Raw genomic sequence first — 18,713 nt, 5'->3', positions numbered from 1 at the left:
TATCGTGATGATATACATCAATTTTATTAACTGGTTTTATGAAGATAAGTGTCCGGGGCAGTAGTTCCGGACACTTTTTTTATGGATAATAGCGAAAAGAGGGCAGGTTTTAACCTTCTATGTTCTGTATCTCCACTTCCTTAACCTTGCGGAAAAGGTCGGAGGCAAAGATGAAATTATTCAGGCGTTCGTTGGTAGAGGTAAAGATGTCATCTTTACTGCCTTCCCATTCTTTATGCCCTTCGTAGATATAGATGATTTTCTCTCCGATGCCCATTACGGAATTCATATCGTGGGTATTGATGAGGGTAGTCATGTTGTATTCTCGGGTGATATCCTGTATCAGTTCGTCGATGACGAGAGATGTTTTAGGGTCCAGACCGGAGTTGGGTTCGTCGCAAAAGAGATATTGCGGGTTCAGGGCAATTGCTCGTGCAATGGCTACACGCTTCTGCATGCCGCCGCTGATTTCACCCGGGAATTTATCTTTGGCTTCGATGAGGTTCACACGCTCCAGACAGAACATGGCGCGGCGGGTCCGGTCGCGCAAGGTGTCCGAACTGAACATGTTGAGAGGAAACATTACGTTGTCCAGCACAGTCATTGAGTCGAACAAGGCGGCGCTCTGGAATATCATTCCCATTTCGCGGCGCAACGCTTTCTTCTCTTTCTTTCCCATTGTGAGGAAATTGCGGTGGTCGTATAATAATTCTCCCTTTTCGGGGATCAGCAGGCCTACAATGCATTTCATCAGTACGGTCTTTCCCGAACCGCTTTGCCCGATGATAAGGTTGGTCTTTCCATTCTCGAATGTGGCATTGATATCTGTCAGTACCTCTTTCTCTTCAAATGACTTGCAAAGTCCTTTCAACTCAATCATTCTTGCTTAATTTTGAATTTAGAATATACTTGTTAGCCCATTAATAGTTGTGTCAATATGAGGTCGGCAAACAGTATCAGTACGCTGCTGCATACTACTGAATCCGTCGATGCCTTGCCGACTTCGATAGAACCGCCTTCAACCGTATAGCCGAAAAATGCCGATACGCTGGCAATGATGAAAGCAAAGAACAGCGATTTGATGATGCCGCACCAGATAAACCATTCTACAAACATATATTGCAGCCCGTATTCCAAATCTACCGCCGACATGATACCGCCGAACCAACAAGTACAGAATGCACCTATGATTCCGGCGAATATGCTGAACGTTACCATCAGCGGAATAGTTGATACCATTGCTGCGATTTTGGGCAATATGAGGTAGTTGGCGGAATTGACACCCATAATTTCAAGAGCATCTATTTGCTGGGTAACCCGCATTGTTCCGAGTTCGGAAGCTATATTGGAGCCCACTTTGCCTGCCAATATCAGGCACATGATGGAAGAAGAAAACTCCAGTAACATGATTTCGCGGGTGACGTACCCCACTGTCCAGCGTGGCATGAAAGGGCTTTCTATGTTCAGCTTGATTTGTATGGTGATAACGGCTCCGATGAAAAACGATATCAGTAACACGATACCAATAGAGTTTACGCCAAGCTGTTCTATTTCATTGATGTATTGGCGGAAAAACATACGCATACGTTCCGGACGGGCAAAAACACGTCCCATCAGCATAATGTATTTTCCTACTGTTCTAAGTGCTTTAATCATGACTCGTAAGTATTTGTCTGCAAATGTACACTATTTCAGCTTATTTTTGCTACATTTGCGCCAGTTTCACCACAGATTACGCCGAATGGCACAGAATTTATTCGCAAAACGTGATAGTACTGCTGTAATCTGCGGAAGAAACAATAAACTTGTAGACCGATATGAATTTGTGTAATCTGTGGTGATATAGCGTTATGGAAGAAGAAAGTAAAATGGTGCTCCGGACAGAAGATTTGGTGAAAAAGTACGGTAAGCGTACAGTAGTGAGCCATGTTTCTATTAACGTAAAGCAAGGGGAGATTGTTGGGTTGCTGGGGCCGAATGGCGCCGGAAAGACAACCTCGTTCTATATGACCGTAGGATTGATAACTCCCAACGAAGGACGTATCTTTTTAGATGATCTGGATATAACGAAATATCCCGTATACAAGCGTGCGCAGACAGGTATCGGTTACTTGGCGCAGGAAGCGTCCGTATTCCGTCAGATGAGCGTGGAAGACAATATTGCTGCTGTATTGGAAATGACGGACAAACCGTTGGACTATCAGAAAGACAAGTTGGAGAGCCTGATTGCGGAGTTTCGCTTGCAGAAAGTTCGCAAGAACAAAGGTAATCAGTTGTCCGGTGGCGAACGGCGGCGTACGGAGATTGCCCGTTGCCTTGCCATTGACCCGAAGTTTATAATGCTGGATGAACCGTTTGCCGGAGTAGACCCTATTGCGGTGGAGGATATTCAACAGATTGTGTGGAAACTGAAAGACCGGAATATCGGTATTCTGATTACCGACCACAATGTGCAGGAAACATTGAGCATCACCGACCGCGCTTACCTGCTGTTTGAGGGGAAGATCCTGTTTCAGGGTACGCCGGAAGAACTCGCTGAGAACAAGATTGTACGTGAAAAATATTTGAGTAACAGTTTCGTGCTTCGTCGCAAGGATTTTATGGTATAGAGGTGGAAACCGAATCTAAAAAAGCCGCATCAAGTAATGCTTACTTAATGCGGCTTTGTTTTTTCTCCTTTAATCTATATGATTAGTATTTCGGAGGTCTTGCTTCCTTTACTACCATCTGGCGGCCGAAGAATTCAGCACCATCCAGTTCAGAGATAGCTTTGGCGGCAGCTGCGCTGTCTTCCATTTCTACGAATGCAATGCCTCTGAAACGTCCGGTTGCACGGTCCATGATAAATTTAACAGAAGATACTGTGCCGTAGTCTTCCATAACCTTCTGCAGGTCATCTTCCTTAACGCGGTAGTTAAGGTTCCCAACATAAATGTTCATAATGAAAAATGTAAATAAATAAAAATAAATAAAACTCTCTTTAGAAAGATGGCTGAATAATAAAAAGATCACAACGACAGAGAGTTTACAAAAACGTTTTTTCAACGGAAGTAAAAACCATGTAATGGAAATCGAGAAACTAATGTGCCATCATTCCGCGACAAAGGAACGCATTAATTTCGGAACTGCAATACTTTTTCTCATTTTTTTTATTTCTCTTGTCATAAGGCGGGAAGAATGGCCTACGGTACGACGGCTACCACCCTTTGGTATGAGGGCTACCATGGTGTGGTATTCCTGCTACCAAACGGTGGTATTGGAAAGATCTCCCGAAGGTATCGCACTAAGGAAACGGGATGGAAAAGTTTTGGCAGTAGGGGAGGCAGAGGAAATAATTGCCTGTGTTTTTTGATAATTAAAAGATTAACGCTAATTTTGCACGCTCAAATTGGAGAATGAAATAAAGTATAAATCAAATAAATAATTGTCAGAATGAACGTTTCATTGCAAAACATTGACAAAGTAAGCGCTTTGCTTACTGTAAAGCTTGAGAAAGCAGACTATCAGGAAAAGGTAGACAAATCATTGAAGAACTTACGTCAGAAAGCTCAGATCCCCGGTTTCCGTAAAGGCATGGTTCCAATGAGCCTGGTGAAGAAAATGTATGGTAAGTCAGTATTGGCTGAAGAGGTTAATAAACTCCTTTCTGATTCTGTATATAAGTATATTCAAGATAATAAAGTGAGTATCCTGGGCGAACCGTTGCCTAATGAAGATAAGCAGAAAGATATTGACTTCGATACAATGGAAGAATTTGAATTCCTGTTCGACGTCGCTTTGGCTCCGGAATTCAAGGCTGAGGTTTCTGCTGATGATAAGGTGGATTACTATACAATTGATGTAACCGAGGAAATGGTTAATAATCAAGTGAAGGCTTATACGCAACGTAGCGGCAAATACGAAAAAGTGGATGCTTACGCTGATAACGACATGCTGAAAGGCTTGCTCGCCGAACTGGATGCGGAAGGTAATACTAAAGAAGGCGGTATTCAGGTAGAAGGTGCTGTCATGATGCCGGCTTATATGAAGAACGATGAGCAGAAAGCTATCTTCGCCAACGCAAAGGTTAATGATGTGCTTGTATTCAATCCTTACACCGCATGGGACGGTAATGCTGCAGAACTCGCTTCTTTGCTGAAGATTGATAAGGAAGCGGTAGCCGAGATGAAATCAAATTTCAGTTTCCAGGTAGAAGAAATCACCCGTTTCGTGGAAGGCGAATTGAATCAGGAAATTTTCGATCAGGTATTCGGCAAGGATGTGGTTAAGAGTGAAGAAGAATTCCGCGCTAAAGTGAAAGAAGTGATTGCCAATCAGTTTGTGGCCGACGGCGATTATAAGTTCTTGTTGGACGTACGCAAAATGTTGATGGAAAAAGTTGGAAAACTGGAATTCCCGGATGCATTGTTGAAGCGTATCATGCGTTTGAACAATCAGGATAAAGACGAAAAGTTTGTGGAAGACAACTATGACAAGAGCATAGAGGAACTGACATGGCATCTGATTAAAGAACAGCTGGTGAAAGCTAACGATATCAAAGTTGAGCAGGACGACATCCTCAACATGGCAAAAGAAGCTACTCGTGCGCAGTTTGCACAGTACGGAATGTTGAGTGTGCCCGAAGAAATCCTTGATAACTATGCGAAAGAAATGCTGAAGAAGAAAGAAAGCATCGAAGGCTTGGTGAACCGGGTTGTTGAAACGAAGTTGGCTTCTGCTTTGAAGACTCAGGTAAAGTTGGAGAACAAAAATATTTCAGCCGAAGACTTCAATAAGATGTTTGAATAAGATTTTGGCGGGAAACCGTTGATTTTTATAAAGAAACACAGAGTTTGACAAACTATAACTCTGTGTTTTTTTGTGTCTCTGTGTTCTTTTTCGTTTCTTTGCATTCACATTAAAATTAAAAAAGACAGAAAGAAAAAATGGATGATTTTAGAAAATACGCTACCAAGCATTTAGGTATGAATAGTTTGGTATTGGATGATGTGATTAAATCACAAGCCGGGTATTTAAATCCTTATATCCTGGAAGAACGTCAACTGAATGTAACCCAGTTGGATGTATTCTCCCGCCTGATGATGGATCGTATTATTTTTCTCGGTACGCAGATAGATGATTATACGGCAAATACTTTGCAAGCTCAGCTGCTGTATCTGGATTCTGTGGATCCGGGCAAGGACATCTCTATCTATATCAATTCGCCGGGCGGTTCGGTATATGCCGGATTGGGTATTTACGACACCATGCAGTTCATCAGCAGCGACGTTGCTACCATCTGCACTGGTATGGCTGCCAGTATGGCTGCAGTACTGTTGGTGGCCGGGGCTGAAGGTAAACGCTCTGCGTTGACTCACTCGCGCGTGATGATTCATCAGCCGATGGGCGGTGCGCAAGGACAGGCGTCGGACATTGAAATCACAGCACGTGAAATCCAAAAATTAAAGAAAGAACTTTATACTATCATAGCCGACCACTCACATACTCCTTTCGATAAAGTGTGGGCCGATTCCGATCGCGACTACTGGATGACGGCGCAAGAGGCCAAAGAGTACGGCATGATAGACCAAGTCTATACGAAGAAATAAATATGGCAGACTCTAAACGAAATAAAAACAGATGCAGTTTCTGCGGACGTTCGGAAGATGAGGTCGGCTTCCTCATAACGGGAATGAACGGCTACATCTGCGACAGCTGTGCCACCCAGGCTTATGAGATTACTCAAGAAGCTTTGGGGTCTAAGAAAGGTGCAGTCGCAACAAAACTCAATCTGAAAGAACTACCCAAACCGGTAGAGATAAAGAATTTTCTTGACCAGTACATAATCGGTCAGGATGATGCAAAACGTTTTCTGGCAGTATCTGTTTATAACCATTATAAACGTTTGCTGCAAAAGGCGGGTGACGATGATGTGGAGATTGAAAAGTCCAATATCATCATGGTGGGCAGTACCGGAACCGGTAAAACGCTGCTTGCCCGTACCATTGCCAAACTGCTTCATGTGCCTTTTACCATTGTAGATGCAACGGTGTTGACGGAAGCCGGTTATGTGGGTGAGGACATTGAAAGTATCCTTACCCGTCTTCTGCAAGTGGCGGACTATAATGTGGCCGAGGCAGAACAAGGCATTGTGTTTATAGATGAAATCGACAAGATAGCCCGTAAAGGCGACAATCCCTCCATCACCCGCGATGTAAGCGGCGAAGGTGTGCAGCAGGGGTTGTTGAAATTGTTGGAAGGCTCCGTTGTGAATGTCCCGCCCCAGGGGGGACGTAAGCACCCCGACCAGAAGATGATTCCGGTGAATACCAAAAATATACTGTTCATTTGCGGAGGTGCTTTCGACGGTATCGAGAAGAAGATAGCGCAGCGTCTCAATACGAATGTTGTAGGATATGGCGCTGTACGTAATACGGCTGCCATTGATAAGAATAATATGATGCAGTACATTGCTCCGCAGGATTTGAAGTCATTCGGCTTGATTCCTGAAATAATCGGACGTTTGCCGGTGTTGACTTATCTGAATCCTTTGGACCGTACGGCATTGCGTGCTATTCTGACAGAACCGAAGAATTCCATTATCAAGCAATATATTAAGCTGTTTGAAATGGATGGAGTGGAACTGACTTTCGAAGATGCGGTATTTGAATACATTGTGGATAAAGCTGTTGAATACAAGTTGGGAGCTCGTGGCTTGCGTTCCATAGTCGAAACTATTATGATGGATGTGATGTTTGAAGTCCCTTCCGAACATAAAAAAAGTCTTGTAGTAACTTTGGATTATGCTCGCCGTCAGTTGGAAAAAACGAATATGGCAAAACTTCAAAGTGCTTAAAATCAAAAGGTAATACAAATAAAGTTGACTTTTTTGTGTTTTATTGAAAAATATTCGGCGGATTATGCTTGAAATTTAAGAAGTTGTTTATAACTTTGTTAGAGTTCTTAAAAACAAGAAATGCTTTATAGTGGCATTATTAATAGCTTAACTCAATAAACAACCTAATGAATCATGGCAGGGAAGAAGATTAATTTGACAGACCAGCTGAAGAACTACTTCGGGTTCGACACTTTTAAGGGAAATCAAGAAGCAATCATACAAAATCTGTTGGCAGGTAATGATACTTTCGTGTTGATGCCTACCGGCGGTGGAAAATCTTTATGCTATCAGTTGCCTTCTTTGTTAATGGAGGGAACGGGCATTGTGATTTCCCCTTTGATTGCCTTGATGAAAAACCAGGTCGACGCGATGCGTAATTTCAGCGAGGAGGATGGAATAGCCCATTTCATTAATTCTTCCCTTAACAAAAGCGCGATAGATCAGGTGAAGTCCGACATTCTTGCCGGAAGGACGAAATTGTTGTATGTAGCCCCGGAGTCTTTGACCAAAGAAGAAAACGTGGAGTTTCTGAAAACTGTGAAGATTTCTTTCTATGCCGTAGATGAGGCCCACTGTATTTCAGAATGGGGGCACGACTTCCGTCCGGAATATCGCCGTATTCGTCCTATTATCAATGAAATTGGAAAAGCTCCGCTTATAGCATTGACTGCGACAGCTACGCCAAAGGTGCAGCACGATATCCAGAAGAATCTGGGTATGGTGGATGCACAAGTGTTCAAGTCGTCTTTCAATCGCCCGAACCTTTATTACGAGGTGCGTCCTAAGACTGCAAACGTGGATAAGGACATCATCAAGTTTATCAAGAATAACCCGGAAAAGTCAGGCATTATCTATTGCCTGAGCCGGAAGAAAGTGGAAGAACTTGCTGAAATACTTCAGGCAAACGGGATTAATGCCCGCGCCTATCATGCCGGAATGGATTCGGCTACACGAACACAGAACCAAGATGATTTCCTGATGGAAAAAATTGATGTGATTGTGGCTACCATTGCTTTCGGTATGGGGATTGACAAGCCTGATGTGCGTTATGTGATTCACTATGATATCCCGAAAAGTCTGGAAGGATATTATCAGGAAACCGGACGTGCCGGAAGAGACGGAGGCGAAGGGCAGTGTATTACTTTCTATACTAATAAAGACCTGCAAAAACTGGAAAAGTTTATGCAAGGCAAGCCTGTTGCAGAGCAGGAAATAGGCAAGCAGCTTCTGCTGGAAACAGCTGCATATGCCGAATCATCCGTATGCCGCCGAAAAACGCTGTTGCACTATTTCGGCGAGGAGTATATGGAGGAAAATTGTGGAAATTGTGACAACTGTTTAAATCCGAAAAAACAAGTGGAAGCTCAGGAATTATTGTGTACCGTAATAGAAGCTATTCTTGCGGTGAAAGAAAATTTTAAAGCAGACTATATTATAGATATTATACAAGGAAAAGAAACTTCAGAAGTGCAGGCACATTTGCATGAAGATCTGGAAGTATTCGGTTCCGGTATGGGAGAAGAAGACAAAACTTGGAATGCTGTTATCCGACAGGCGCTGATTGCCGGATATTTGACTAAAGAAGTTGAAAACTATGGCTTGCTGAAGGTAACGGAAGACGGAAAGAAATTCTTGAAGCATCCTAAATCCTTTAAGATTACGGAGGATAATGATTTTGAGGAGGTGGAAGAAGAAGCTCCGGCACGTGGTGGCGGTGCTTGTGCAGTGGACCCCGCGCTTTATTCTATGCTGAAAGACTTGCGTAAGAAACTCTCCAAGAAATTGGAAGTACCTCCCTATGTTATTTTCCAGGATCCCTCCTTGGAGGCAATGGCAACTATCTATCCGGTGACTTTGGATGAGTTGCAGAACATTCCGGGAGTAGGAGCCGGTAAGGCGAAACGCTATGGGGAAGAGTTCTGTAAGCTGATTAAACGTCATTGTGAGGAAAATGAGATTGAACGTCCTGAAGACTTGCGTGTGCGTACCGTAGCCAACAAGTCCAAGATGAAGGTCGCCATCATTCAAGCTATCGACCGTAAGGTGGCCTTAGACGATATTGCTATGTCGAAAGGTATCGAATTTGAGGAATTGCTGGATGAGATAGAAGCTATTGTCTATTCCGGTACAAAGCTCAATATCGACTATTTCTTGGAAGACATTATGGATGAAGATCATCTGCTGGACATATATGATTATTTTAAAGAATCTACCACAGATAATATTGACGATGCCTTGGATGAGCTGGGAGATGATTTCACAGAAGAAGAAGTGCGTTTGGTGCGCATTAAGTTCATCTCCGAGATGGCGAATTAACCTTCGGGCTGTGATTTAAAAAAAAGAAAAAAATATTGCGTGTAAATATACGAAATGGAATAAAAACCGTATATTTGCACGCAATAAATTTTAAACGCATAGCCCTATGTCATTTATTGCTGATAAGATTGTAATGGATGGATTGACTTACGATGACGTTTTGTTGATCCCTGCTTACTCTGAGGTACTCCCTAAAACAGTCGAACTCTCGACTAAGTTCTCACGCAACATTGAGTTAAAAATCCCGTTTGTAACAGCTGCTATGGACACTGTTACCGAAGCGAAAATGGCCATTGCCATTGCTCGTGAAGGTGGTATCGGTGTTATCCATAAGAATATGTCTATTGAGGAACAAGCTCGTCAGGTTGCTATTGTAAAGCGTGCCGAAAATGGTATGATTTATGATCCGGTGACTATCAAGAGAGGATCTTCGGTAGCCGATGCATTGGGCTTGATGGCCGAGTATAAGATTGGCGGTATTCCGGTAGTAGATGATGAAGGACATTTGGTGGGAATTGTTACCAACCGCGACCTTCGTTTTGAGAAAGACCATAACAAGCGTATTGATGAGGTGATGACGAAAAGTAACATCGTTACTACCAATCAGACAACCGACTTGGAAGCTGCTGCCCAAATCCTGCAGGAACATAAAATAGAAAAGTTACCGGTAGTTGATAAAGATAATAAATTGGTAGGTTTGATTACCTACAAGGATATTACTAAGGCAAAAGACAAGCCGATGGCCTGCAAAGATAGCAAAGGCCGTCTTCGTGTGGCTGCCGGGGTAGGCGTGACAGTGGATACGCTGGACCGTATGCAGGCATTGGTGGATGCAGGTGCGGACGCCATTGTGATTGATACGGCGCATGGGCACTCTATGTTTGTAATCGAGAAGTTGAAAGAGGCTAAGAAACGTTTCCCGAACATTGATATAGTAGTAGGTAATATTGCAACCGGAGAGGCCGCGAAAGCATTGGTTGAGGCTGGTGCCGACGGTGTGAAAGTGGGTATCGGTCCGGGTTCTATCTGTACCACTCGCGTAGTTGCCGGTGTGGGTGTTCCCCAGTTGTCTGCCGTATACGATGTGGCAAAAGCATTGAAAGGTACGGGTATTCCTCTGATTGCCGATGGCGGTTTGCGTTACTCCGGCGATGTGGTGAAGGCTTTGGCTGCCGGTGGTTATTCTGTAATGATTGGCTCATTGGTGGCCGGAACGGAAGAGTCTCCGGGCGAAACGATTATCTTCAACGGGCGTAAATTCAAGTCTTATCGCGGTATGGGCTCTTTGGAGGCTATGGAACATGGTTCTAAAGACCGTTACTTCCAGAGTGGAACAAGTGATGTGAAGAAGCTCGTACCGGAGGGTATCGCTGCTCGTGTTCCTTATAAGGGTACTCTATATGAGGTTATCTACCAGTTGACCGGTGGTTTGCGTGCAGGTATGGGGTATTGCGGTGCGGCTAATATCGAAAAGCTGCACGATGCCAAATTTACCCGTATCACTAATGCCGGCGTGCTTGAAAGCCATCCGCATGATGTTGCAATCACCAGCGAGGCGCCGAATTACAGCCGTCCTGAATAAAGGAAACATACACACTTAACGATAATGCCCGGAAAGTAAAACTATACTTTTCGGGCATTGTTCTTATTGGACGGAAGATTTATTGAGGAGTACGTATGGTTTTTTCGATGTGAAACGGGCATATTATTTCTGAAATTGTATCTTTGTGCCGTATCTGCATTTGATTTTGTTCGTTTCTTTAAAAAGGTGATTATGATAAAGAGTTGTTTGACGGTGATCTTTCTTTGGTTGGGTTGGAATGTTTTTGCTCAGCAGGATCCGGTGTTGATGCGTATCAATGGAAAGGATGTGCTCCGTTCTGAATTTGAGTATAGCTATAACAGGGATAAATCATTGCTCGCTCTTAAACACGCTACACCGGGAAAATATGTAGAGCATTTTGTGAATTTCAAACTGAAAGTAGGTGATGCTGAAGCTGCCGGTTTGGATACGGCTTTTGCTTTCCGCGAGGAAGTGGAGAACTATCGTGCCCGGCTGGTAAAATCATACCTGACCGATACGATTGAAGCGGATGCTGCTGCCCGCCGGTGGTATGACAGGATGAAGGCTCATCATCGTGGAGGACAGGTACGTGTGCGCCATATTTTCAAATATCTTCCTCAGAATGTTTCCGGTGATGCGCTTCGCGATGCGGTTGCCCGTATGGACTCCATTTATGAGTATCTTCGGAAAAATCCGGGAGACAATGCTTTTGACGCTTGTGTAGAGCGCTTCTCTGATGACAAGCGGTCGTTATGGGTGAGTTGGCTTCAGATGCCGGTGGAATTTGAAGACGTGGCTTTTGAATTGCCGGTGGGTGGCGTGTCGCAGTCTTTTTTTACTCCGCAAGGTATTCATATCGTAAAGGTACTTGAACGTAGAGAGCTGCCGCCTTTTGAAAAGGTGAAGGATGAAATAATGGCTCGTCAGTCCCGGCATGAAGCGGACCGGGGGGTGGAAGTGCAGGTGGAGAAATTAAAGAAAGAATACCGGTACACTCCCGATAAGGCTGGTATGGATGAACTGACGAATTCGGGGCATACCAGCCGCACTCTGTTCACATTGGCAGGAAGGAGCTATACGGGAACCGATTTTGCCCGTTTTGCTGCGGCTTATCCGGCAGATGTGCGCAAGCAGCTGGACGCTTTCATAATGAAAACCGTACTTGATTATGAAAATACATGTTTGGAGCAGAAATATCCGGATTTACGTTGTTTGGTGCAAAACTACAAAGAGCAGGCGCTGTTGAAGAAAATCATAGACAAGGAAATCCGTAAACGGGCTGCGACGGATGAAGCCGGTTTAAAAGCCTATTTTGAGAAGCATCGGTCCGATTATCAGTGGGAAGAACGGAGATATAGAGGAATTGTCCTGCATGGCGTGAGTAAACGTGTTGTCAAGCAGGCGCGTAAGTTCTTGAAAAGCTTGCCGGAAGAAGAATGGAAAGATGCCATACGCTTGACTTTTAATGCCGGTGCGCAACCGCAGATACAAGCCGAACAGGGCGTGTTTGCTCCCGGTGACAATGCGTATGTTGATGATTTGGTGTTTAAGGGTAAGGATGCAACGCCTTTGGTGTCATTTCCTTTTACTGCTGTGTTGGGCAAGAAAGTGAAAGGGCCGGATGACTATCAGGAAGTAAAAGACAGGCTGGTTGCGGATTATCAGACCTACTTGGATGGCCGTTGGGTGGACCGTTTACGCTCTTCGGCTAAGGTTGAAATAAACCAAGAGGTTTTAAAAACCGTTAATAATCACTGATGCAACCGATTAAAGCAGTATCTTCGTACCTTAAAAACAGTAAATATCAGTTGGTAATGCGAACAATCTGTTTGGGGCTTTTAATTCTTCTTGTCTGTGGATCATGCAAGGAACAGCACGATCATGGAGGGCGAACACCGTTAGTGGAATTGGATGGCAACTTCCTTTACCATGAAGATTTGCAAGCGGTACTTCCTGCGGGGCTGTCGAAGGATGACAGCCTGTTGTTTGCAGAGCATTACATACGCAACTGGGCGGAAGAAGTGCTGTTGTATGAGAAGGCGAAAAGCAATATTCCCAACAGTGGTGAGATTGACAAGCTGGTGGAGAACTACCGGAAAGCGTTGATTATGCATACCTATCAGCAGGCATTGATGAATCAGACCCTTTCCAAGGAAATTTCGGAAACGGAACTGACCGATTACTATGAGAAGCATCAGGAACTTTTCAAGGTAGAGCGTCCTTTGATGAAGGGATTGTTCATCAAAGTTCCTCTTAAGGCTCCCCAGTTGGGCAATGTCCGCCGTTGGTACAAAACCGAGACCCGCGAAGCAGTAGAACATTTGGAAAAATACAGTTTGCAGAATGCTGTGAAGTACGAGTACTTTTATGACAAGTGGGTGCCGATAGCCGAAGTGATGGATCTGATACCGCTGAAGGTGTCCGATGCCGGAGAATACCTGAATAAGAACCGTCATGTAGAGCTGAAAGATACTGCTTTCCATTACTTCCTGAATGTGAGTGATTTTCGTACGGTGGGAGAACAGGAACCGTACGAATTCGCCCGTACTCAGGTGAAGGATATGATGCTGAACATGAAGCAGGTGGAGTTTATGGAACAAGTAAAAGAAGACTTGTACCGACGTGCCGAGAAGAGAGAGAAAATTAAATATTATTAGTATAAGACACCAAGAATGAAAAAGTGTATGAACTTTAAGTTTGTAGTTTTATTTGCCTTGACGCTGTTAGCCGGTTCTACCGTTTATGGACAAGACAATGTGATTGACGAGGTAGTGTGGGTAGTAGGCGACGAGGCTATATTGAAGTCCGAAGTGGAAGAAGCGCGTATGAGCGCCTTGTATGAAGGACGTAAGTTCGATCGCGACCCTTATTGCGTGATACCGGAAGAAATAGCTGTGCAAAAGTTGTTCCTGCATCAGGCAGCGCTCGACAGTATTGAAGTCTCCGAAGCCGAGGTTATTCAGCGTGTGGACTATATGACGAATATGTATATCACCAATATCGGTTCACGCGAGAAAATGGAGGAATACTTCAATAAAACTTCCAGTCAGATTCGCGAAACTTTGCGCGACAACGCTCGTGAAGGTCTGAAAGTGCAGAAGATGCAACAGAAGCTGGTTGGTGAAATCAAGATTACGCCTGCCGAGGTGCGCCGTTACTTCAAAGACCTGCCGCAAGACAGTATCCCCTATATTCCGACACAGGTAGAGGTTCAGATTATCACTCAGCAGCCTAAGGTTCCTTTGGAAGAGATAGAGAATGTGAAAAAGCGTTTGCGCGATTTCACTGACCGCATCACAAAGGGTGAGACCAGCTTCTCTACGTTGGCCCGTATGTATTCCGAAGATCGTGCTTCGGCCATTCGCGGTGGTGAGATTGAATTCTCCGGACGTGGCATGTTGGATCCTGCCTATGCTAATGTCGCTTTCAACTTGCAAGATCCCAACAAAGTATCCAAAATCGTGGAGTCTGAGTATGGCTTTCATATCATCCAGTTGATAGAGAAGCGGGGCGATCGTATCAAGACCCGTCACATCTTGTTGAAGCCGCATATTCCGGAAGCAGCCCTGACGGCAGGGATGTTGCGTCTGGATTCTATTGCCGATGACATTCGCAATGGAAAGTTCTCTTTTGAGGAAGCGGCATCGGTGCTTTCGCAGGATAAGGATACACGCAATAATCATGGTCTGTTGCCCAATCCCAATAATAATACTTCCAAGTTCGAGATGCAGGAACTGCCGCCTGAGATAGCAAAAGTGGTGGATAAGATGAAGGTGGGCGAGATTTCCGAAGCATTCACGATGATTCCGCAGAAAACCGGAAAGGAAGAATGTGTTATCGTGAAACTGAAGAGCCGCACTAACGGGCATAAGGCAACTGTTGCCGACGACTACCAGAACCTGAAAGAAATAGTTCTGGAGAAACGTCGCGACCAGATGTTGGACAAATGGATTCGTGAAAAGCAGAAACATACCTACGTCCGCATCAACGAAAATTGGAGAAACTGTACTTTCAAGTATCCGGGATGGATAAAAGACTGATATTTGGTTTGATATGTCTGTTCGGCGTTTGCTTGCTGAGTGCGCAGGACAGGAAAAACGAGTCTGACAGGAAAAAGAAACGTGTAGATTTGCTCTATGCCGATGAAGCGCAGGCGGACAAGCAGTCGCGTCCCGACGTACAGGTGCTGATAGGATCTGTCAGGATGAAGCATGACAGCATGTACATGTTTTGTGACAGTGCTCTGATTTACGAGAAAATCAATTCCGTTGAGGCTTTCGGCAATGTCCGCATGGAACAGGGGGACACCTTGTTTATATATGGTGATTACCTGTATTATGACGGAATGTCGCAGCTTGCCATGTTGCGTGAGAATGTGCGCATGATTAACCGTAACACAGAGCTCACTACGGACAGCCTGAATTACGACCGTCTTTACAACTTAGGCTATTATTTTGATGGCGGTACGTTGACCGATGAAGAAAACGTACTGACTTCCGAATGGGGAGAATACAGCCCGGCCACCAAACTGGCTGTGTTCAACCATGAGGTGAAGTTGGTGAATCCGAAGTTTGTCCTCACTTCCGATACGCTGAAATACAGTACGGAATCTAAAATCGCTACGATTCTGGGACCGTCCGATATTGTCAGCGACAAAAATCATATCTATTCGGAACGCGGGATATATAACACCGTTTCCGAGCAGGCGGAACTGTTGGACCGTTCGGTCCTGACCAACGAAGGTAAGAAACTGGTGGGTGACAGCCTGTTCTACGACCGTAAGCTGGGGTATGGCGAAGCCTTTGATAACGTGCAGATGAATGATACGGTAAACAAGAATATGCTTACCGGTGATTATTGCTTCTACAACGAACTGACGGGTAATGCCATTGCCACCCGGCGTGCCGTTGCCATCGACTATTCTCAGGGCGACAGCCTTTTCATGCATGGTGATACCTTGCGGCTGGTGACCTACAATCTGAATACTGATTCCACTTATCGTGAAATGCGTGTTTATCATAAAGTGCGTGCTTATCGTACGGACGTGCAGGCGGTATGCGACTCTTTGGTCTATAACTCCAAAGATTCCTGCATGACGATGTACACCGATCCGGTCTTGTGGCATGGCGCGCAGCAATTACTTGGGGAAGAGATAAAAGTCTACATGAATGATAGCACCATTGACTGGGCGCATATCATCAATCAGGCATTGGCGGTGGAGCAGAAAGATTCTGTTCACTACAATCAGGTGACAGGCAAAGAGATGAAGGCTTTTTTCATCAATGGAGATATGCGTCGTGTGGATGTAAACGGTAATGTCCTGATTGTTTTCTATCCGGAAGAGAAAGACAGTACGATGATTGGTATGAACTATGCCGAAGGCAGTTTTCTGCGCATTTTCCTGAAAGACCGTAAGATGGAAGAAGCCGCTTTGATAGGCAAGTCCAATGGGGTGTTGTATCCTATGGATCAGATACCGGCGGACAAAATGCGGCTGCCTTCGTTTGTGTGGTTCGATTATATCCGTCCGCTGAATAAGTATGACATCTTTGAATGGCGAGGCAAAAAAGCGGGTGAGACATTGCAGAAAAGTGATCGGAAACCTTTAACTTCGCCAAGAGATATGCACATAAAACGAACTAAAAAATAACGCTATGGGAATGTTTACAATGCGCAAGCCGCGAGGATTTAACCATTCATATATCTATGTGGATGAGCGGAAAGAGAAGCTGGCTAAAATGGAAGAAGATGCCAAACGCGAATTAGGTATGCTGCCGGAGAAGGAGTTTTCGCCTGAAGATATCCGGGGGAAGTTCGTTGAAGGCACCACCCATCTGAAGCGTCGTAAAGAGAGCGGGCGCAAGCCTGTGCATTTGGGGATAATACTGGTTGTCATAGCCCTGCTGATTTATTTGTGGTATGCTATAACCAACGGTATTATCTAAGTTGTTTATATTCTTATTCTTTATATTTTATACTTAATACTTGCCATGAGCGATATCATTCATTTGCTGCCCGATTCGGTTGCGAACCAGATTGCTGCCGGAGAGGTGATCCAGCGTCCGGCATCCGTCATCAAGGAATTGGTAGAAAATGCGATTGATGCAGAAGCCGGAGAGATACATGTGCTGGTAACGGATGCGGGGAAGACCGGCATCCAGGTTATCGACGACGGAAAGGGCATGTCCGAAACGGATGCCCGTTTGTCTTTTGAGCGCCACGCCACTTCCAAGATACGTGAAGCCTCCGATTTGTTTGCTTTGCGCACGATGGGATTTCGTGGAGAAGCGCTGGCATCCATTGCCGCGGTGGCGGAAGTGGAATTGAAGACCCGTCCTGCCGGTGAGGAACTCGGTACGCGGTTGCTGATTGCCGGCTCTAAGGTAGAGAGCCAGGAGGCTGTGTCCTGTCCTAAGGGGAGCAATTTCTCCGTAAAGAACCTGTTTTTCAATGTCCCTGCCCGCCGCAAGTTCCTGAAGGCGAACTCGACGGAGCTGAGCAATATCCTGGCGGAGTTTGAGCGTATTGCTTTGGTGCATCCGGATGTCGCTTTCTATCTGTATAGCAATGATACGGAGTTGTTCAACCTGCCTGTCATGCCATTGCGGCAGCGTATTCTTGCCGTATTCGGCAAAAAGTTGAACCAGCAGTTGTTGTCGGTAGATGTGGATACGACGATGATAAAGGTTTCGGGTTTTGTTGCAAAGCCGGAGACGTCCCGCAAGAAAGGTGCACACCAGTACTTTTTTGTAAACGGGCGTTACATGCGCCACCCCTATTTCCACAAAGCGGTGATGGACGCTTATGAGCAACTGATTCCTGCCGGAGAGCAAATATCCTACTTCATCTATTTTGAAGTTGATCCAGCCAATATAGATGTGAACATTCATCCAACAAAGACAGAAATCAAGTTTGAGAACGAACAGGCCATTTGGCAGATACTTTCGGCTGCCGTTAAGGAGTCGCTTGGAAAGTTCAATGCTGTGCCGTCCATCGATTTCGATACGGAAGGGATGCCCGACATCCCTACATTCGAGCAGAGTCGCCCTATCGAACCGCCTAAAGTTCATTATAATGCGGATTTCAATCCTTTCAAGACTTCGTCCGCTTCGTCCTACGGCGGGGGCAGCTATTCCCGTCAAAGTGTGGAATGGGAAGGGTTATACTCCGGCTTGGAGAAGGCGAGCAAGATGAACGAACCTGCTGCGGAGGAACCTCTTGATTTCGAGACAACCGTTTCAGATGTGACAGAGCCTGCCTCTGAGCTTTCCCAGTCTCCTTCTCTGTATTCCGGTGAGTCCTCTTCCATGGAAAAGGGAGCGCAGCATCTGCAATTCAAAGGACGTTTTATTCTTACTTCCGTAAAATCCGGTTTGATGCTGATAGACCAGCATCGTGCGCATGTGCGGGTGCTGTTCGATCGTTATATGAACCAGATTCGCCAGAAGCAGGGGGTGTCTCAGGGAGTGTTGTTCCCGGAGATCGTCCAGTTGCCGGCTTCCGAAGCGGCGGTGTTGGAGAGCCTGTCGGACGATTTGGCGGCAGTAGGTTTCGACCTGAGTCCTTTGGGCGGGGGCAGTTACGCTATCAACGGCATCCCTTCCGGCATCGAAGGGCTGAATCCGGTGGAGCTGGTGCGTAATATGGTGCATACCGCTATGGAAAAAGGCAGCGATGTGAAAGAAGAAGTCCGGACAATCCTTGCGCTGACATTGGCGCGCGCGGCGGCTATCGTCTACGGGCAGGTGTTGAGCAATGATGAAATGTCCAACCTCGTAGACAGTCTGTTTGCCTGTGCCACGCCTAATTATACGCCCGACGGACGTACGGTACTTTCTACCATTAAAGAAGAAGATATTGAAAAACTGTTTTTGAAGTGATCTTTAAGCAGGCTCTTTAAAAAAAAATCTTTTTTTCAGAACCTTTTAGTTTTGCTGGTGTTAATTAATCAGTTTG

The 18,713-nt window shown here is 45.1% G+C and carries 15 protein-coding genes; 12 read left to right on the top strand and 3 right to left on the bottom strand.

Translation table 11 applies throughout. From position 1 onward, the window contains the following. Positions 1-109 precede the first annotated feature (109 nt). Positions 110-880, bottom strand: coding sequence for an ABC transporter ATP-binding protein (locus NQ546_RS00850; RefSeq protein WP_004288276.1), 771 nt, complete (start codon positions 878-880; stop codon positions 110-112). 32 nt (positions 881-912) lie between these two features. Beyond that, positions 913-1,656 carry an MlaE family ABC transporter permease gene (locus tag NQ546_RS00845; protein WP_004288277.1) on the bottom strand — a complete coding sequence of 248 codons (744 nt, stop codon included), beginning with the start codon at positions 1,654-1,656 and terminating at the stop codon, positions 913-915. 194 nt (positions 1,657-1,850) lie between these two features. Here NQ546_RS00845 and lptB point away from each other — a divergent pair, with 194 nt between their 5' ends. Beyond that, entirely contained in the window at positions 1,851-2,609 is a 759-nt protein-coding gene (lptB, locus tag NQ546_RS00840) for an LPS export ABC transporter ATP-binding protein (RefSeq protein ID WP_004288278.1), read from the top strand. An 82-nt stretch (positions 2,610-2,691) separates the two neighbouring features. Here the strand turns inward: lptB and NQ546_RS00835 are convergent, their stop codons facing one another. Further along, positions 2,692-2,940 carry an RNA recognition motif domain-containing protein gene (locus tag NQ546_RS00835; protein ID WP_004288279.1) on the bottom strand — a complete coding sequence of 83 codons (249 nt, stop codon included), beginning with the start codon at positions 2,938-2,940 and terminating at the stop codon, positions 2,692-2,694. A 492-nt stretch (positions 2,941-3,432) separates the two neighbouring features. Between NQ546_RS00835 and tig the strand changes: the two genes are divergently transcribed. The 11 genes from tig (at position 3,433) to mutL (ending at position 18,637) form a co-directional block, all read left to right on the top strand. After that, complete coding sequence (gene tig / locus NQ546_RS00830; protein ID WP_004288281.1) at positions 3,433-4,788, top strand: trigger factor; 1,356 nt, start codon at positions 3,433-3,435, stop codon at positions 4,786-4,788. A gap of 137 nt (positions 4,789-4,925) precedes the next feature. Continuing rightward, complete coding sequence (gene clpP / locus NQ546_RS00825) at positions 4,926-5,588, top strand: ATP-dependent Clp endopeptidase proteolytic subunit ClpP (protein WP_004288282.1); 663 nt, start codon at positions 4,926-4,928, stop codon at positions 5,586-5,588. A gap of 2 nt (positions 5,589-5,590) precedes the next feature. Further along, the gene (clpX, locus tag NQ546_RS00820; RefSeq protein ID WP_004288283.1) at positions 5,591-6,835 is read left to right on the top strand and encodes an ATP-dependent Clp protease ATP-binding subunit ClpX; all 1,245 of its coding nucleotides are present in this window, start codon (positions 5,591-5,593) and stop codon (positions 6,833-6,835) included. Between the two features lie 174 nt (positions 6,836-7,009). Next, positions 7,010-9,193, top strand: coding sequence for a DNA helicase RecQ (gene recQ, locus NQ546_RS00815; RefSeq protein WP_004288284.1), 2,184 nt, complete (start codon positions 7,010-7,012; stop codon positions 9,191-9,193). A 106-nt stretch (positions 9,194-9,299) separates the two neighbouring features. Next, positions 9,300-10,775 (top strand): IMP dehydrogenase, encoded by a 1,476-nt coding sequence (gene guaB / locus NQ546_RS00810; RefSeq protein WP_004288285.1) that lies wholly within the window; start codon positions 9,300-9,302, stop codon positions 10,773-10,775. Positions 10,776-10,967: 192 nt separating this feature from the next. Continuing rightward, complete coding sequence (locus NQ546_RS00805; protein ID WP_172556402.1) at positions 10,968-12,515, top strand: peptidylprolyl isomerase; 1,548 nt, start codon at positions 10,968-10,970, stop codon at positions 12,513-12,515. Between the two features lie 56 nt (positions 12,516-12,571). Then, on the top strand, positions 12,572-13,414 hold the full coding sequence (locus NQ546_RS00800; protein WP_004294099.1) for a peptidylprolyl isomerase: 843 nt from the start codon (positions 12,572-12,574) through the stop codon (positions 13,412-13,414). 15 nt (positions 13,415-13,429) lie between these two features. Next, positions 13,430-14,797, top strand: a complete 1,368-nt coding sequence (locus NQ546_RS00795; protein ID WP_004288288.1) for a peptidylprolyl isomerase — start codon at positions 13,430-13,432, stop codon at positions 14,795-14,797. Next, on the top strand, positions 14,782-16,407 hold the full coding sequence (locus NQ546_RS00790; RefSeq protein WP_039952879.1) for an OstA-like protein: 1,626 nt from the start codon (positions 14,782-14,784) through the stop codon (positions 16,405-16,407). The genes NQ546_RS00795 and NQ546_RS00790 overlap by 16 nt, the downstream gene beginning before the upstream one ends. 4 nt (positions 16,408-16,411) lie before the next feature. After that, positions 16,412-16,702 (top strand): hypothetical protein, encoded by a 291-nt coding sequence (locus tag NQ546_RS00785; RefSeq protein WP_004288290.1) that lies wholly within the window; start codon positions 16,412-16,414, stop codon positions 16,700-16,702. 45 nt (positions 16,703-16,747) lie between these two features. Continuing rightward, positions 16,748-18,637 carry a DNA mismatch repair endonuclease MutL gene (gene mutL / locus NQ546_RS00780; RefSeq protein ID WP_004288291.1) on the top strand — a complete coding sequence of 630 codons (1,890 nt, stop codon included), beginning with the start codon at positions 16,748-16,750 and terminating at the stop codon, positions 18,635-18,637. Positions 18,638-18,713: the final 76 nt, after the last annotated feature.

It is taken from the genome of Bacteroides eggerthii (assembly GCF_025146565.1).
Lineage (GTDB): Bacteria > Bacteroidota > Bacteroidia > Bacteroidales > Bacteroidaceae > Bacteroides > Bacteroides eggerthii.
The sequence above is the reverse complement of the archived record's forward strand: the minus strand, read 5'-3'. Positions and strand labels throughout refer to the sequence as shown.

Excerpts from the sequence above, each read along its gene's own strand:
- NQ546_RS00850 (WP_004288276.1), bottom strand. The coding sequence starts at position 880 with ATGATTGAGTTGAAAGGACTTTGCAAGTCATTTGAAGAGAAAGAGGTA.
- mutL (WP_004288291.1), top strand. The coding sequence starts at position 16,748 with ATGAGCGATATCATTCATTTGCTGCCCGATTCGGTTGCGAACCAGATT.
- recQ (WP_004288284.1), top strand. The coding sequence starts at position 7,010 with ATGGCAGGGAAGAAGATTAATTTGACAGACCAGCTGAAGAACTACTTC.
- NQ546_RS00795 (WP_004288288.1), top strand. The coding sequence starts at position 13,430 with ATGAAAAAGTGTATGAACTTTAAGTTTGTAGTTTTATTTGCCTTGACG.
- lptB (WP_004288278.1), top strand. The coding sequence starts at position 1,851 with ATGGAAGAAGAAAGTAAAATGGTGCTCCGGACAGAAGATTTGGTGAAA.
- NQ546_RS00790 (WP_039952879.1), top strand. The coding sequence starts at position 14,782 with ATGGATAAAAGACTGATATTTGGTTTGATATGTCTGTTCGGCGTTTGC.
- NQ546_RS00785 (WP_004288290.1), top strand. The coding sequence starts at position 16,412 with ATGGGAATGTTTACAATGCGCAAGCCGCGAGGATTTAACCATTCATAT.
- clpX (WP_004288283.1), top strand. The coding sequence starts at position 5,591 with ATGGCAGACTCTAAACGAAATAAAAACAGATGCAGTTTCTGCGGACGT.
- guaB (WP_004288285.1), top strand. The coding sequence starts at position 9,300 with ATGTCATTTATTGCTGATAAGATTGTAATGGATGGATTGACTTACGAT.
- tig (WP_004288281.1), top strand. The coding sequence starts at position 3,433 with ATGAACGTTTCATTGCAAAACATTGACAAAGTAAGCGCTTTGCTTACT.
- NQ546_RS00805 (WP_172556402.1), top strand. The coding sequence starts at position 10,968 with ATGATAAAGAGTTGTTTGACGGTGATCTTTCTTTGGTTGGGTTGGAAT.
- NQ546_RS00835 (WP_004288279.1), bottom strand. The coding sequence starts at position 2,940 with ATGAACATTTATGTTGGGAACCTTAACTACCGCGTTAAGGAAGATGAC.
- NQ546_RS00845 (WP_004288277.1), bottom strand. The coding sequence starts at position 1,656 with ATGATTAAAGCACTTAGAACAGTAGGAAAATACATTATGCTGATGGGA.
- NQ546_RS00800 (WP_004294099.1), top strand. The coding sequence starts at position 12,572 with ATGCGAACAATCTGTTTGGGGCTTTTAATTCTTCTTGTCTGTGGATCA.
- clpP (WP_004288282.1), top strand. The coding sequence starts at position 4,926 with ATGGATGATTTTAGAAAATACGCTACCAAGCATTTAGGTATGAATAGT.